This is a genomic window from Roseiarcus sp. (genome assembly GCF_049514155.1).
Lineage (GTDB): Bacteria > Pseudomonadota > Alphaproteobacteria > Rhizobiales > Beijerinckiaceae > Roseiarcus.
On record NZ_JBEKVH010000101.1, the window covers coordinates 1 to 14,545 of the forward strand.

Sequence of the window (14,545 nt, forward strand, 5' to 3'; positions counted from 1 at the left end):
CACGGCTCGACGGTGCGCTGGATCAGGTCGTCGACCAGAGCCTCGTATTTGGCGCGCGTCAGCTTGAGCGCGAGATGCTTCGGCCCGCTCGCGTCGGCGGTGATGTAGGGCAGGTTGATGTCCGTCTGCACCGCCGAGGAGAGCTCGATCTTCGCCTTCTCGGCCGCTTCCTTGAGGCGCTGCAGCGCGAGCTTGTCCTTGGTCAGGTCGATGCCCTGCTCTTTCTTGAATTCGCCGGCGAGATACTCGACCAGGCGCATGTCGAAGTCTTCGCCGCCGAGGAAGGTGTCGCCGTTGGTCGACTTGACCTCGAACACGCCGTCGCCGATCTCGAGGATCGAAATATCGAACGTGCCGCCGCCGAGGTCGTAGACGGCGATCGTGCCCACCTTCTTCTTGTCGAGGCCATAGGCGAGCGCCGCCGCGGTCGGCTCGTTGATGATGCGCAGCACCTCGAGCCCGGCGATCTTGCCGGCGTCCTTGGTCGCCTGACGCTGGGCGTCGTTGAAATAGGCGGGAACGGTGATGACGGCCTGGGTGACCGGGGCGCCGAGATGGGCTTCCGCGGTCTCCTTCATCTTCTGCAATACGAAGGCGGAGATCTGCGAGGGCGAATATTGCTTGCCGTCGGCGGTGACCCAGGCGTCGCCGTTGCCGGACTTGATGATCTTGTAAGGGACGAGGCCCATGTCCTTCTTGGTCATCGGGTCGTCGAAGGACCGGCCGATCAGGCGCTTGATGGCGAAGAAGGTGCGCTCGGGGTTGGTGACGCCCTGGCGCTTGGCGGGCTGGCCGACCAGGCGCTCGCCGTCGTCGGTGAAGGCGACGATCGACGGCGTCGTGCGCGCGCCCTCGCTGTTCTCGATCACCTTGGGAGTCGCGCCTTCCATGACGGCGACGCAGGAATTGGTCGTCCCCAGGTCGATGCCGATGACTTTAGCCATTGTCCATACCCTCGTTGTTCCGCGAGACCGCGTCAGGCCCCGAAGCGGCCTTAACGCGTCGACGCCCGGCCCCTGCTAAGCTGGCCGGCGCCCGCGCGCTGCGGTCCCCGATGCTCGCTTCAAAAAAGACGCAGACGAGACTGATTTGCCCCGACGCTGCACATTGTGCGGTATATAAGTGGGGCCCTGGGGAGGCGCAAGGCGCGCGGCGGCCCTTGGCGACAAGGAAATTTCCACGCCTTTTCGCTCCCGCGGGCGCGGCGAGGCGGACGCGGCGCTTTCCATTTCCGACACTCGAATTTAGACTTTGTTCATGATGCGATTCTGGATCGCCGGACTTGCGCTCGCGGCCTCGCTCGGCGCCGCCCAGGCTCAACTCGACCTTTCGGGGGCGGTCCCGCCGACGCGCCCCGGCGCGACGGTCGGAGCGACGCCGGTCGAGCCTGTCGTTCCGCCCAAGGCGACGGCCGAAGCGCGCAAGCCGGACAAGCCCGACAAGAACGCGGTCGATTTCTCCGTCAGCCTCGCTTCGGCGGTCGGCCAGCCGCTGAAGCTCAACGGCCGCGACGGCGAAATGACCCTGTGGGGCCGCGATCGCGCGCTGAAGATCGCCAAACTGACGCTGGCCGGCGAGGTGATCTCCGACCCGACCCAGAAGTGCCGGATCGACATCGTCGGCGACCAGCCGATCGAGGCCAAGAGCCTCGGCCGGCCGGACGGGCTCGCCCGCTACGAGGCGGAAATCCCGGTCTGCACCTTCACGTTCGACGTGGTCGAGGGCGCGGCGCTGGTCCCCGCCCAGAACGCGGCTTGCGTGTTCAAGGCCGCCGACTGTCGCGCCAGCCCGGGCGGCCTGTGGGGCCCGGACGCCGCGTCGCTCGCCGATGAAGCGAAAGCGATCGCGCAAGCGCGGGCGCACGCCGACGACGCCGCGACGCGCCTGCTGAAAACGCTCGCGGCGCGGCTGAAAGGCAAACCGGAAGCTGACGACGTCGAACGCGACGAGGCCGACCTCGTCACGCGCGGCCAGGAAATCTGCCGCGACTACGACAAGGAATCCGACCACGGCTTTTGCGCTTCGCGCATGGCGCAGATGCGCGCGGCGTGGTTGAAGGCGCGCGTCGACAAGCTGACCCACGAGACCAAGACGCCGGACTAGGCGGCGCTGACCCGCGCCACGCGATTGCGCTCGCCCGCAAGACGGACCAGGGGGGATCCAAGACATGCTGAAGGAATTTCGCGACTTCGCCATGCGCGGCAACGTCGTCGACCTCGCGGTCGCGGTGGTGATCGGCGCGGCGTTCAAACAGATCATCGACGCGGTGGTCAACGACGTCATCATGCCGATCATCGGCATCTTCGGCAAAGCCGACTTCACCAACTTCTTCCTGCCGCTGTCGAGCGCGGTGAACGCGACCAATCTGGTCGACGCGCGCAAGCAGGGCGGCGTGCTCGCCTACGGCGACTTCATCACCGTCATCATCAACTTCATCATCGTTGCGGCGGCCCTGTTCGTCATCGTCAAGGCGATCAATTCGATGAAGAAGCCGGCGCCGGCCGAGCCGGCCGCGCCGCCGCCGACTCCGGAAGTCGTCTTGCTGACCGAAATTCGCGACGCGCTGAAGAAGTAGTCGCGGCGCGGTTGTAGACGCGGCCGGCGGCCGCGTCAGACGCGATCGCCGATCGCGTCTACAGGGCATTCCCTCTTGCCGGCGGCGGCGGCGCGGTCCATGAGGCGGCGATGAATGTCTCGATTCCCGCCTCTGCCGTCGGAACCGACTGGCTTGCCGAAATCCAGCCGGCGATGCGCGACGCGCCGCCGAGCGGCATCGTCGAAGTCTTCAACTACGGCCGCGGCCGCCAGGGCCTGATCCCGCTGTGGGTCGGCGAAGGCGACCGGCCGACGCCGCCGTTCATCGTCGAGGCGGCCAAGGCCTCGCTCGATCGCGGCGAGACGTTCTACGCCGATCAGCGCGGCGCCCCCGAATTGCGCGAGGCGATCGCCCGCTACATGACGCGCGTCTATGGCGCGAAGCCCGGCGGCGGCGCGTTCGCGCCGGATCGCTTCTTCGTCACCATCGGCGGCATGCACGCGCTGGAGATCGCCGCCAAGCTGACCGTCGCAGCGGGCGAGGAAGCGCTGATCCCTTCGCCCGCCTGGCCGAATTTCGCCGGCGCGATCCGGCTCGCCGGGGCCAAGCCGACGTTCGTGCCGCTCGAGCGCGACGAGGCCCGCTGGCGGCTCGACCCCGAGCGGCTCGCCGCCGCGGTGACGCCGGCGACGCGCGTCATCTTCGTCAATTCGCCCGCCAACCCGACCGGCTTCGTCGCCACCCGCGAAGAGCTCGCCGCGGCGCTGGCGATCGCGCGCCGCCACAACCTGTGGATCGTCGCCGACGAGATCTACGGCCGGCTGACCTTTTCCGGCGCCCGCGCGCCGTCCTTCCACGACGTCATGGCGCCCGACGACAAGATTCTGTTCGTCCAGACCCTGTCGAAGAACTGGGCGATGACCGGCTGGCGGCTCGGCTGGCTCGAAGCGCCGCCGGCGCTGTCGCCGGTGATCGAGAACATCGTCCAGTTCACCACCTCCGGCGTGCCGGTGTTCGGCCAGCGCGCCGCGGCGGCGGCGCTCGATGAGGGCGAACCCTTCGTCGCCGACCAGGTCGCGCGCATGCGCGCCGCGCGCGACATCGTCTGCGACGGTCTGGCGGCGACCGGACGGGTCCGCTTCGCCCGGCCGGAGGCGACCTTCTATCTGTTCTGCGCCGTCGACGGCGAACCCGATTCGCGCGCGCTGGCGCTGCGTCTGGTCGACGAGGCGGGGGTCGGCGTCGCGCCCGGCGCGGCTTTCGGCCTCGGCGGCGAGGGCTATCTGCGCCTGTGCTTCGGCCGCGCGCCCGACGAGATCGCCGAGGCGACGCGGCGGCTGACGAATTGGCTAGAACGCTGAAATATCAGACAATAGGTCCACGGACCCAACTTAAGTCGTACGTCGCCGCCGCTTGTGTGCACTGCACAATTTCGCTACGCAGGGAGGCGTCTGGAGCCCGCCGCCATGCCTGCCCGTCCCCGCCGCAGCGTCCTCTATATGCCCGCGTCCAACCCGCGGGCGCTCGCCAAGGCGCGCACCCTCGCCGCCGACGCGATCATCGTCGATCTTGAGGATTCGGTCGCCCCCGATCAGAAGCCGGCGGCGCGCGTCGCGGCGGTCGAAGCGATCAGGGCCGGCGGTTTCGGCGGCCGCGAGGTCGTGCTGCGCATCAACGGCCCGCACACGCCGTGGGGCGCCGACGATCTCGAGGCGGCGATCGCCGCCGCCCCCGACGCCATCCTGCTGCCCAAGGTCGACGGGCCGGGAACGATCATGGTGGCGGCGCGGACGATGAACGAGGCGCGCGCGCCGGCGCGCACCCGATTGTGGGCGACGATCGAGACGCCGATGGCGATCCTCTCCGCCGGCTCGATCGCCGCCACCGCCGCCGACCCCGATTCGCGGCTCGAAGTGCTGGTGATGGGGCTCAACGATCTCGTCAAGGAGACGCGCGCGCGCCTGACGCCGGGCCGGCCGACGGCGATCGCCTGGCTGTCGATGTGCGTCGTCGCCGCGCGCGCCCATGGTTGCGACATCATCGACGGCGTCTACAACGATTTCAACGATCCCGCCGGCTTCAAGGCTGAATGCGAGCAGGCCCGCGACCTCGGCCTCGACGGCAAGACGCTGATCCACCCCAACCAGGTCGACGTCTGCAATTCGACCTTCGCGCCGACCGCGGCCGAGATCGAGACGGCGCGCGCGATCATCGCCGCCTTCGCGCTGCCGGAGAATTCCGGCCGCGGCGCGATCCAGCTCGACGGCAAGATGGTCGAGCTGCTGCACGCGGATATGGCGCGCCGAACGCTGGCCGTCGCGCAAGGGATCGAAGCGCTCGCCGTCCGAGACTGAAGCGGCGCGCCGGGGTCGCCATCGCTTTTTCCCCTTTCGGCGGCGACGACGACCGCTCAAGCCGGGCCAATTTGACGCATCGCAAGACGCTGGACGTCGGCGCGGAATTATTCAGAACGAAACAATCCGCCTTATTCGATCTGTGAGCGTTTGATGCCGGACCAGGAACGCCTCGCGACGGCGTAAGGAACCGCGGGAACTGTTGTTCGGGCGGTTCCGCGTCGAGCCGGGCGACAAGGGGCGGGAGGCGAAAGCAACGAATGAGTTGGGTTGCCCGCCTCTATTACCGGTTGCAGCGCTGGTTCAAGGCGGTCCGCCTGTACCTGGTGCTCGCAGGGCCGGGCGTCGTGGTGATGATCGCCGACAATGACGCCGGCGGCATCACCACCTATGCGGCGACCGGCGCAAAGTATCAGTATTCGCTGATCTGGTTCCTCGTGATCCTCGGGCCGGTCGCCTATTACATCCAGGAAATGACGGTTCGGCTGGGGGCGGTGACCAAGCGGGGCCACGCCGAAGCGATCTTCGACGGATTTGGCCCGTTCTGGGGCTGGTTCTCGCTGCTCGACCTGCTGCTCGTCGACTGGCTGACTCTGGTCACCGAGTTCATCGGCATGACCGCGGCGCTGGCGATTTTCGGCGTGCCCCCCTGGCTCACGGTCGCCGGCGTCTGCCTGCTGATGGCGATCATGGTGCTGAACGGGCGTTATTGGACCTGGGAAAAGCTGGCGCTGGCGTTCTGCGCGCTGAACCTGATCTACATCCCCGCCGCCTTCCTCGTGCATCCGCAAGTTTCGGACGTTCTCGCCCACGGCTTGATTCCGAATTTTCCCGGCGGCTTCGACGGCCAACTGTTCTTTTTCCTGATGGCCAACATCGGCACCACCATCGCGCCGTGGATGCTGTTCTTCCAACAGTCTTCAGTGGTCGACAAAGGCCTGAAGGAGAAGGACATCGCCTGGGGCAAGTTCGACACCCTGGTGGGGGCCTTTTTCACGGTGTTGGTGGCCGTCTTCATCGTCATCGTCACCGGCACGGTGCTCAACGGCCAGGACATCAACGACGCCGCCCAGGCTTCCGTGAAGCTGATGGAGACCCACCACACCGCCGGCGTCTTCATGGCGATCGGCTTGTTCGACGCCGGTCTCCTCGGCGCCATCTGCATTTCGCTCGCCAGCTCCTGGGCCTTCGGCGAGGTTTTCGGCTGGGCGCACTCGCTCAACAACAAGATCAGGGAAGCGCCGCTATTCTACGTCAGCTATTTCTTCGCCCTGATCACCGCCGGTCTCGTGGTCCTCATCCCCGGGGCCCCGCTGGTGCTGATCACCTTGTTCGTCCAGGTGGTGGCGGTGACCCTGCTGCCGGCGGCTCTGGTGTTCCTCATCCTGCTGCTCAACGACAAGGACACCATGGGCGACCGCGTCAACACCCGCTGGGACAACATCGTCAACGGCGCCATCGTCGCCACCATCATCGCGCTATCCACCCTTTACGGGGTGAGCACGCTGTTTCCCAGGCTGTTCAACTAGAGGAGGCCGAAAGTGAATTTTCTCTATGCCCTCCGCATGACGCTCGCGCGCCAGGTCGAACAGGTGCACGCGATCAACCGACGCTACGCCAAGCCGAGACTGGCCATGTCGCCGGCAGCGCAGTGGGCGCTGCTGATCCTGCGCCTGTATCTGCTTCTGCTGGTCGGCCTGCTCGGCTACAAGTTCATCGCCGTCGTCATGCAATGAGGAAGGGAGGAAGCCATGCCTTCCGACGCCAACAATTTCGAGGGCGCGTATCTCCTCAGCGATCTCATCGGCGGCAAGGCTCGCCTCGGCGGCAAGGCGATCGGCAAGCTGGCCGACGTCATCGTCGCCGAACAGGGCAAACTGCCGGAGGTCACGCACCTGCTGATCGACCGGCCCTTCGGCTACAAATCGCTGATGGTGCCGTGGGACAAGGTCGAGCGGCTCGGCGCGAACGGCCGGGCTGACTTGTCGATCGCCGCGCTCGAACCCTACGAGGGCGAACCGGCCGATGGACAGATCTGCCTGCGCGACCACCTGCTCGACAAGAAGGTGCTGGACAGCGACGATGACGAAGTCGAGGTCGTCTACGACATCAAGCTCGCCGCCCGCTACGGCCGTCTCTTCGTCACCGACGTCGATTGTTCGCGGGCCGGCTTCCTGCGCCGCATCGGGCTGAGAAAGCTGGCGAATTTCATCCGTTCGATCGCAGCGAAGATCGACGACGACACCATTCCTTGGACCTATGTGCAGCAACTGCCGCAAAACATGGGCGGCTTCAACGGCAACGTGAAGCTCAACGTGCTGAAAGAAAAGCTCCCCGACATCCATCCGGTCGACCTGGCCGACATCCTCGAGGAGTTGGAGCACGACCAGCGCATGGCGATCTTCAACCAGCTCGACACCGAGCACGCTTCCGATACGCTGGAGGAAGTGGAGCCGCGGGTGCAGCGGGACTTGGTGTCTTCATTGACGATCGAGCGCGTGACCGAGCTGGTCAACGAAATGACGCCAGGCCAGGCCGCCGACATCCTCGCCGAGCTGCCGGCCAGTCAAAGCGACGCCATCCTGGACAAGATCGAAGCGCCGGAAGCGATGAAAGTCCGCTCGTTGATCGAGAATCACGAGGATCAGGTCCTTTTCTTCGCCACCGCCCACTACATCACCTTCCCGCCGCAGACGACGGTGCGCGAAGTGATGATCAAGTTCCGCACCGCGGCCAAGGACGCCGACGTCGTGATGTATATCTACGTCACCGACCCCAACGGCGTTCTGCTCGGCGTCGTCGACATCAAGGAACTGTTGCAGGCCACGCTCACCGACACGCTCGATCGCATCATGACCGCCAACGTCGTCAGCCTCGACGAGAACGACACCGTCGCCGAGGCGTCCAAGCTGTTCGCCCGCTACAGCTTCCGCGCCATCCCGATCGTCGGCGAGGGCAACGTGATGAAAGGCGCGATCCCCTATCGCGACATCATGCAATTGGATCACCGCTTCGTCTGATCGCCAACCGGCGTTGCCCCGTGAGGCTTGGATTGGCGGGCGCGAACCGCTACATCCCATCCGTATTGAACACCCGGAGCGGCGCATGAGCCCTGCCTATCACCCCCTGTTTCAGCTCGGCCCCGACCCGACGCCCTACCGGAAACTGACCGCCGAGGGCGTGCGGGTCGAGCGCGCGCTCGGCCGCGACCTGCTGGTCGTCGAGCGCGGAGCGCTGAGCGCGCTCGCCGAAGCGGCGATGGTCGACATCAACCACCTGCTGCGCCCCGGCCACCTCGCCCAGCTCGCCGCAATCCTCGATGATCCGGAAGCGACCGCCAACGACAAGTTCGTCGCCTATGACCTGCTCAAGAACGCCAACATCGCCGCCGGCGGGGTGCTGCCGATGTGCCAGGACACCGGCACGGCGATCGTCACGGCCAAGAAGGGCCGGCTGGTGTGGACCGATGGCGACGACGAGGCGGCGCTCGCCGAAGGCGTCAGCGCCGCCTACGCCAAGAAGAACCTGCGCTACAGCCAGGTTGCGGCGCTGTCGATGTTCGAGGAGAGGAACACCGGCGACAATATGCCGGCGCAGATCGATATCGCCGCCGAGGGCGAGGATTCCTACAAGTTCCTGTTCCTCGCCAAGGGCGGCGGTTCGGCCAACAAGAGCTTCCTCTATCAGGCGACGCCGTCGATCCTGACTCCCGAGCGGATGATCGCGTTCCTCAAGGAAAAGATCCTCACCCTCGGCACCGCGGCCTGTCCGCCCTATCACCTCGCCATCGTCATCGGCGGGACGAGCGCCGAACTGACGATGAAGACGGTGAAGCTCGCCTCCGCCCGCTATCTCGACGCGCTGCCGACCTCCGGCGGGCCGAACGGCCGCGCCTTCCGCGACCTCGCGATGGAAGCGGAGATTCTTAAGCTGACCCAGCAGCTCGGCGTCGGCGCGCAGTTCGGCGGCAAGTATTTCTGCCACGACGTGCGCGTCGTGCGCCTGCCGCGCCACGGCGCCTCGCTGCCGATCGGCCTCGGCGTCTCCTGCTCGGCTGACCGCCAGGCGCTCGGCAAGATCACCCGCGACGGAATCTTCCTCGAGGCGCTTGAGCGCGATCCGGCGCGCTTTCTGCCGGCGATCGACGAGGCGAGCCTCGGCGGGCCGGTGGTGAAGATCGACCTCAACCGGCCGATGAAAGAAATCCTCGCCGAGTTGACCAGGCGCCCGATCCGCACCCGCCTCGCGCTGACGGGGACGATGATCGTCGCGCGCGATCTCGCCCACGCCAAGATCCGCGAGCGGCTCGACCGCGGCGAGCCGATGCCCGACTATTTCAAGAACCATCCGGTCTATTACGCCGGACCGGCCAAGACCCCGGCCGGCTACGCCTCGGGCTCGTTCGGGCCGACGACGGCGGGCCGCATGGATTCCTACGTCGATTCGTTCCAGGCGGCCGGCGGCTCGATGGTGATGCTCGCCAAGGGCAACCGTTCTTCCGCCGTGCGCAAGGCCTGCGCCGAGCACGGCGGCTTCTACCTCGGCTCGATCGGCGGCCCGGCGGCGCGCCTCGCCCTGGACTGCATCAAACGCGTCGAAGTGCTCGAATATCCCGAGCTCGGCATGGAGGCGGTGTGGCGGATCGAGGTCGTCGACTTCCCCGCCTTCATCGTCATCGACGACAAGGGGAACGACTTCTTCAAGGAGCTGAACCTCGGCTGAGCATGTCGACGCGGATTTGGAGGCGCGGCCGCTGACCGTGTCCGTCGCGACCGCCGGCTTACGCCTTCGCTCCGGCGCGGCTGGCGACTCGTGCGCGGACCCTCTATCCTCGCCGGAGGGCGAGGAGGAATGCGATGGCGATCACCGGCGGGTGCCTGTGCGGCAATGTGCGCTACGAGATTGCCGCCGAGGCGCCGATCACCGCGCGACAATGCTGGTGCCGCGTCTGCCAGTATTTCAGCGGCGGCGGCGGCACGGTCAATGCGGTGTTCAACAAGGACGCCATTCGCGTCACCGGCGAAACCCGCGTCTTCACCTCGATCGCCGACAGCGGCGCGGTGATGCGTCGCTCCTTCTGTCCAACCTGCGGAACTCCTTTATTCAGCGAAGCCGAGCCGCGGCCGCATCTGATCATTGTCCGGGCCGGCTCGCTCGACGATCCCAACATCGGCAAGCCGGGCGCGGTCATCTGGGCGAAATCGGCGCCGCAATGGGCGTGCTTCGACCCGGCGCTGCCGCAGTCCAGCGATGGTCAGCCGCCGGCGCGATAGGCGTTTCGCTGAAAGATCGGCGCGTCCGACTCCCTCATCCTTCGAGACGCGTCGCTGGCGCGGCGCTCCTCTGGATGAGGGGTGTGGCGGCAAACAAAAGCTCCCTCATCCTGAGGAGCCTGCGCAGCAGGCGTCTCGAAGGAGGAGGAAGCGTGCGGCGAGCGCCGATAGAGCGCGACCTGTCGGGTCCGGCCTAGATCGCCGCGGCGCCGAGCTTGGCGCGCCAGAACGCCGTCCGCTCGTCAAGCGCCGATTGCATCGCGAAGTCGAGCGATTCGTCCTTGAGTTTTTCCAGCGGCTCGAAGGCGAAGCCCGCTCCGCCATGCGCGTTCCACGCCGCCTGCAAGTCGCGGCGCGGGTCGGCGCCGGAGCGCAGCGAGAACGAGATGCGGTTCCACACCTTGTCGAGGTCGCGGGTCTGGCCGACCCAGACCGCCCCGACCGGCGCGCAGCGCACCGCGAAGATCCCGGCGGCCGATTTGCGCTCCTTGTACGCTGCGATCGCCGCTTTCCGTCGCTCCGTCGTCGTCACATCTCGTCTCCGGCTGGCTTAAGGCTAGTTATACCCGGATGATATTGACGGCGCAATTATACCCGGATAGAAATCGCGGCGACCTTGAGGAGCCGCGCGATGTCGGACGCCGTCGCCAGACTCGCCACCGCCTTCGACCGCGAGCGCCGCCTCGCCTCGGGTCCGCTGATCGAGGTCGCGATCGCGGTCAAGGCGGCGGTCGTCGCCGGCGCCGAGGGCCCGCTGCTCGTCTTCGATGACGCCACCGGCGCGGTGATCGACCTCGATCTGCGCGGCTCGCGCGCCGACATCGCCGTCCGGCTTGCCGCCGCCCCGGGCGAACCGCCCGGCCCGCCGCGCGGGCGCGGGCGGCCGAGGCTCGGCGTCGTCGCGCGCGAGGTGACGCTCGCGCCCCGCCACTGGGAATGGCTCGCCGCGCAGCCCGGCGGCGCTTCCGCGGCGCTGCGCCGCCTGGTCGAGGAGGCGCGGCGCTCCAGCGGCCCAAAGGACCGCGTGCGCTTGGGCCAGGAGGCCGCCTATCGCTTCATGGCGGCGATGGCGGGCGACCTGCCGGGCTTCGAGGAGGCGACGCGGGCCCTGTTCGCCAAGGATCGCCTGCGCTTCGAGCGCCATGTCGCGCAATGGCCGGACGACGTCAGCGCCTACGCGACGAAGCTCGCCGAGCCCGCATGGACCTAAGTCGCGCCGGCATCGTCGTCGTGTTGATATCAAAGTCGGTTAGGAGCAAGTTGCGCGCCCTTAACAAACGAGACCGCGAGGAACCGCCCGCAATGTCATATTCGCTTTATCAGGCCAGCGTCCCGACCTTCACCCGTTCGCTCAACGCCTTTCTCGCCGTTCTCGACAAGGCCGAGGCGCATGCGGCGGCGGCGAAGTTCGATCCCCAGGTTTATCTGACGCTGCGGCTCAGGCCCGACATGTACGCCTTTGCGCGCCAGGTGCAGGCCTTCTGCGACCACGCCAAGATCGCCTCCCATCGCGTCGCCGGCCTCGAGCCGCCGCGGTTCGAGGACACCGAGTCGACGCTCGACGAGCTCAGGGCGCGCATCCGCCGCACGCTCGAGGCGATCGCCAAGATCGACGCCAAGACGATCGACGCCGGCGCCGAGCGCGAGGTGGCGATTCCGATCGGCGGCGGACGCAAGGCGATGACGACCGGCGGGAACTACCTGACGCATTTCGCGCTGCCGAACTTCTACTTCCATCTCGTCACCGCCTACGACATCCTGCGCTACGCCGGCGTGCCGATCGGCAAGCGCGACTATCTCGGCGAACCGCCGAACGTCACGATCGTCTGAAGTCTTTTTTCGAGGGTCCATCTCATGAGCATTCGGCGCATCCGCGTCGGCCCGCGCATGTCGCAGGCGGTCGTCCATGGCGAGACCGTCTATCTCGCCGGCCAGGTCGCCGCCCAGGCGGCGGGCGGAAACGTGACCGAACAGACGCGCGAGATTCTCGCCACGATCGACGCGCTGCTCGCCGAGGCGGGAACCGACAAGACGCGGCTCCTGTCGACGACGATCTATCTCGCCGACATGGCGACCTTTGCCGAAATGAACGCGGTGTGGGAGACGTGGGTCGCGCCCGGCGCGACGCCGGCCCGCGCGACGGTGGAGGCGAGGCTCGCCGCGCCGAGCTACACGGTCGAGATCGTCTGCATCGCCGCCAAATCGTGACTGCGCGAGAGTCCTGACCGAGCGAGACGCGAACAGCATGCACAACGCACCGAACGGCGGCCCGCCGCGGCACTTCCAGCAGGTCGATTCGCCGTCACAGGCGGTCGACCGGCTCGCCGCGCTCTATGACGAGGCGACCACGGCGCTGCGCGCGGCGGTCGAACGGTTCCTGGTCGACGGCGTTCCGCCGAGCGAATCGATGCGCGCGCGCTTCCGCTATCCCGAGCTGCGGGTCATCTATCAGCCCGAGGGCGTGCCGCCGTCGAGCGCGCGCGCCTTCGCCAAATTCTCCGAGCCCGGCGTTTACACGACCTCGGTCACGCAGCCGGAAGATTTCCGCGCCTATCTGCTCGAGCAGCTCGAACCGCTGGTCGAGGAATTCGGCGCGACGATCGAGGTCGGCGCCAGCTCGCAGGAAATCCCTTATCCTTACGTGTTCGAGAGCGGCGACGAGCTCGGGCGCGGCGGCGCGACCGCCTCCGAGCTCGCGCGCTTCTTTCCCATTCCCCAATTGAACTTGGTCGGCGACGAGATCGCCGACGGCGCGTTCGAAATCCGCCCGGGCTTCGAGCGGCCGATCGCGCTGTTCGACGCGGTCAGGGTCGACTACTCGCTGCGCCGGCTCGTCCACTACACCGGCTCCGACTGGCGCGCGATGCAGCCGTGGTTGCTGCTGACCAACTACCACCGCTATGTCGACCAGTTCATCCATTGGGGGCTCGAGCAGTTGCGCGCCGGGACGGCGAGCCGGCTGGTGCTGCCGGGCAACGTCGTCATCGATTGCGACGCGTCGCCGGAGGAGGCGGAAGCGCAGGCCGCCGCCGTCGTCTGGCATCGCTTCCAGATGCCCGCCTATCATGTCGTCCGCCCCGACGGACGCGGCGTCACCCTGGTCAACATCGGCGTCGGGCCCGCCAACGCCAAGACGATCACCGATCACATCGCGGTGCTGCGTCCCCATTGCTGGCTGATGGTCGGCCATTGCGCCGGCCTCAGGCAGTCGCAGCGCATCGGCGACTACGTGCTCGCCCACGCCTATCTGCGCCAGGACAAGATCCTCGACCGCGCCGTGCCGCCCGACATGCCGATCCCGGCGCTCGCCGAAGTGCAGGTCGCGCTGCAGGAGGCGGTGGCGCGCGTCACCGGCGATCGCGGCGAGGCGCTGAAGCGGCGCCTGCGCACCGGCACCGTCGTCACCAACGACGATCGCAACTGGGAGCTGCGCTGGACGCATGAGCGCCGCCGCATCAACCTGTCGCGCGCCGTCGCGGTCGACATGGAATCGGCGACCGTCGCCACCCAGGGCTTCCGCATGCGCGTGCCCTACGGCACGCTGCTGTGCGTCTCCGACAAGCCGCTGCACGGCGAGATCAAGCTGCCCGGCGCCGCCAACGCCTTCTACGAGCGGGCGATCGGCGAGCATTTGCAGATCGGCATCGCCGCGCTCGAACTGCTGCAGACCTCGCGCGCCTCGCTGCACTCGCGAAAATTGCGCAGCTTCGACGAGCCGCCGTTCCGCTGAGCCGCCGCGCCCTTCTCCTGGGGGCCACCTCGATGCGCCGCTGTCAACCGGCTTCGCCGGTCCTACGCTCCGCTGCGGCCGCTCCGCGGTGACAGCGTCGCATCGACGTGGCGATGGTTCGCCAAGGTCTTCGACGGTTAAATCCGGCCCGATCGGGCCGGATTTGTCCGTCGAAGACCTTGGTTGCGAAAGGCCTGAACCGCGCGCAGCGGTCAATGGCGGCCGAAGGCCGTCCGCGCAGCGGGCGCGAAGCGCCATTGACGGCGAGCACGGTTCAGGCGCCCGCACACGGCCCGTGCTCTCCCCGAGGACAACCTATTGAGCCTCCACAGCTAGAAGCCCCGGGAGGCGGCTGCGGCGCCGCCTCGCTCAACGCCGCTTTTTCCCAAAGCGCCTACCGCGCGCTGCAGTGAGATTGACGCACTGCGTCTCTTCTCCCCGTTTACGGGGAGAAGCGGGGATGAGGGGCCGGGCGGGAAGCCGCAATGGCGAGGCCAGTCCCCACGCCCCTCACCCTGCCTCTCCCCGCGTGCGGGGAGAGGGGAAGGTTGAATCCCCGAAAGACCAGAACGCTCCACGACGCCCGCGGCCCGCGCTGCGCGCTTGACGCCGCTTGCTTCGCCTGAGCGGGCGGGCCAAGTTTCCGGCCATG

General features: G+C 67.3%; 15 protein-coding genes. 13 read left to right on the forward strand and 2 right to left on the reverse strand.

Translation table 11 applies throughout. The features are described from left to right. Positions 1-944, reverse strand: a 944-nt coding sequence (locus tag ABSF49_RS14335) for an Hsp70 family protein (RefSeq protein ID WP_424113335.1), incomplete at its 3' end; no start/stop codon positions are given. Positions 945-1,257: 313 nt separating this feature from the next. On the opposite strand from ABSF49_RS14335, the gene ABSF49_RS14340 reads away from it, so the two are divergent. The 9 genes from ABSF49_RS14340 (at position 1,258) to ABSF49_RS14380 (ending at position 10,163) form a co-directional block, all read left to right on the forward strand. Next, on the forward strand, positions 1,258-2,103 hold the full coding sequence (locus tag ABSF49_RS14340; protein ID WP_424113336.1) for a hypothetical protein: 846 nt from the start codon (positions 1,258-1,260) through the stop codon (positions 2,101-2,103). Between the two features lie 64 nt (positions 2,104-2,167). Then, a complete protein-coding gene (gene mscL / locus ABSF49_RS14345; RefSeq protein ID WP_424113337.1) occupies positions 2,168-2,575 on the forward strand; it encodes a large conductance mechanosensitive channel protein MscL in 408 nt (135 codons plus the stop codon). Between the two features lie 110 nt (positions 2,576-2,685). Continuing rightward, positions 2,686-3,897 (forward strand): pyridoxal phosphate-dependent aminotransferase, encoded by a 1,212-nt coding sequence (locus tag ABSF49_RS14350; RefSeq protein WP_424113338.1) that lies wholly within the window; start codon positions 2,686-2,688, stop codon positions 3,895-3,897. Positions 3,898-4,002: 105 nt separating this feature from the next. After that, the gene (locus tag ABSF49_RS14355; RefSeq protein WP_424113339.1) at positions 4,003-4,890 is read left to right on the forward strand and encodes an HpcH/HpaI aldolase/citrate lyase family protein; all 888 of its coding nucleotides are present in this window, start codon (positions 4,003-4,005) and stop codon (positions 4,888-4,890) included. Between the two features lie 260 nt (positions 4,891-5,150). Beyond that, the gene (locus tag ABSF49_RS14360; protein ID WP_424113340.1) at positions 5,151-6,419 is read left to right on the forward strand and encodes an NRAMP family divalent metal transporter; all 1,269 of its coding nucleotides are present in this window, start codon (positions 5,151-5,153) and stop codon (positions 6,417-6,419) included. Positions 6,420-6,431: 12 nt separating this feature from the next. Beyond that, on the forward strand, positions 6,432-6,626 hold the full coding sequence (locus ABSF49_RS14365; RefSeq protein WP_424113341.1) for a hypothetical protein: 195 nt from the start codon (positions 6,432-6,434) through the stop codon (positions 6,624-6,626). Between the two features lie 15 nt (positions 6,627-6,641). Next, the gene (locus ABSF49_RS14370; RefSeq protein ID WP_424113342.1) at positions 6,642-7,910 is read left to right on the forward strand and encodes a magnesium transporter MgtE N-terminal domain-containing protein; all 1,269 of its coding nucleotides are present in this window, start codon (positions 6,642-6,644) and stop codon (positions 7,908-7,910) included. An 85-nt stretch (positions 7,911-7,995) separates the two neighbouring features. Further along, the gene (locus ABSF49_RS14375; RefSeq protein ID WP_424113343.1) at positions 7,996-9,612 is read left to right on the forward strand and encodes a fumarate hydratase; all 1,617 of its coding nucleotides are present in this window, start codon (positions 7,996-7,998) and stop codon (positions 9,610-9,612) included. Between the two features lie 134 nt (positions 9,613-9,746). Further along, positions 9,747-10,163 carry a GFA family protein gene (locus ABSF49_RS14380; protein WP_424113344.1) on the forward strand — a complete coding sequence of 139 codons (417 nt, stop codon included), beginning with the start codon at positions 9,747-9,749 and terminating at the stop codon, positions 10,161-10,163. A gap of 193 nt (positions 10,164-10,356) precedes the next feature. Here ABSF49_RS14380 and ABSF49_RS14385 read toward each other — a convergent pair whose 3' ends face one another. Then, positions 10,357-10,695, reverse strand: a complete 339-nt coding sequence (locus tag ABSF49_RS14385) for a GIY-YIG nuclease family protein (RefSeq protein WP_424113345.1) — start codon at positions 10,693-10,695, stop codon at positions 10,357-10,359. A gap of 99 nt (positions 10,696-10,794) precedes the next feature. On the opposite strand from ABSF49_RS14385, the gene ABSF49_RS14390 reads away from it, so the two are divergent. The 4 genes from ABSF49_RS14390 to ABSF49_RS14405 all read left to right on the forward strand — a co-directional run bounded on the left by ABSF49_RS14390 (position 10,795) and on the right by ABSF49_RS14405 (position 13,893). Further along, positions 10,795-11,373, forward strand: coding sequence for a DUF2239 family protein (locus tag ABSF49_RS14390; protein ID WP_424113346.1), 579 nt, complete (start codon positions 10,795-10,797; stop codon positions 11,371-11,373). Positions 11,374-11,465: 92 nt separating this feature from the next. Next, positions 11,466-11,993, forward strand: a complete 528-nt coding sequence (locus ABSF49_RS14395) for a DUF1993 domain-containing protein (RefSeq protein ID WP_424113347.1) — start codon at positions 11,466-11,468, stop codon at positions 11,991-11,993. 24 nt (positions 11,994-12,017) lie between these two features. Continuing rightward, positions 12,018-12,371, forward strand: coding sequence for a RidA family protein (locus ABSF49_RS14400; protein ID WP_424113348.1), 354 nt, complete (start codon positions 12,018-12,020; stop codon positions 12,369-12,371). Positions 12,372-12,408: 37 nt separating this feature from the next. Then, a complete protein-coding gene (locus ABSF49_RS14405) occupies positions 12,409-13,893 on the forward strand; it encodes an AMP nucleosidase (RefSeq protein WP_424113349.1) in 1,485 nt (494 codons plus the stop codon). Positions 13,894-14,545 lie beyond the last annotated feature (652 nt).

Excerpts from the sequence above, each read along its gene's own strand:
- ABSF49_RS14340 (WP_424113336.1), top strand. The coding sequence starts at position 1,258 with ATGATGCGATTCTGGATCGCCGGACTTGCGCTCGCGGCCTCGCTCGGC.
- mscL (WP_424113337.1), top strand. The coding sequence starts at position 2,168 with ATGCTGAAGGAATTTCGCGACTTCGCCATGCGCGGCAACGTCGTCGAC.
- ABSF49_RS14350 (WP_424113338.1), top strand. The coding sequence starts at position 2,686 with ATGAATGTCTCGATTCCCGCCTCTGCCGTCGGAACCGACTGGCTTGCC.
- ABSF49_RS14355 (WP_424113339.1), top strand. The coding sequence starts at position 4,003 with ATGCCTGCCCGTCCCCGCCGCAGCGTCCTCTATATGCCCGCGTCCAAC.
- ABSF49_RS14360 (WP_424113340.1), top strand. The coding sequence starts at position 5,151 with ATGAGTTGGGTTGCCCGCCTCTATTACCGGTTGCAGCGCTGGTTCAAG.
- ABSF49_RS14370 (WP_424113342.1), top strand. The coding sequence starts at position 6,642 with ATGCCTTCCGACGCCAACAATTTCGAGGGCGCGTATCTCCTCAGCGAT.
- ABSF49_RS14375 (WP_424113343.1), top strand. The coding sequence starts at position 7,996 with ATGAGCCCTGCCTATCACCCCCTGTTTCAGCTCGGCCCCGACCCGACG.
- ABSF49_RS14380 (WP_424113344.1), top strand. The coding sequence starts at position 9,747 with ATGGCGATCACCGGCGGGTGCCTGTGCGGCAATGTGCGCTACGAGATT.
- ABSF49_RS14390 (WP_424113346.1), top strand. The coding sequence starts at position 10,795 with ATGTCGGACGCCGTCGCCAGACTCGCCACCGCCTTCGACCGCGAGCGC.
- ABSF49_RS14395 (WP_424113347.1), top strand. The coding sequence starts at position 11,466 with ATGTCATATTCGCTTTATCAGGCCAGCGTCCCGACCTTCACCCGTTCG.
- ABSF49_RS14400 (WP_424113348.1), top strand. The coding sequence starts at position 12,018 with ATGAGCATTCGGCGCATCCGCGTCGGCCCGCGCATGTCGCAGGCGGTC.
- ABSF49_RS14405 (WP_424113349.1), top strand. The coding sequence starts at position 12,409 with ATGCACAACGCACCGAACGGCGGCCCGCCGCGGCACTTCCAGCAGGTC.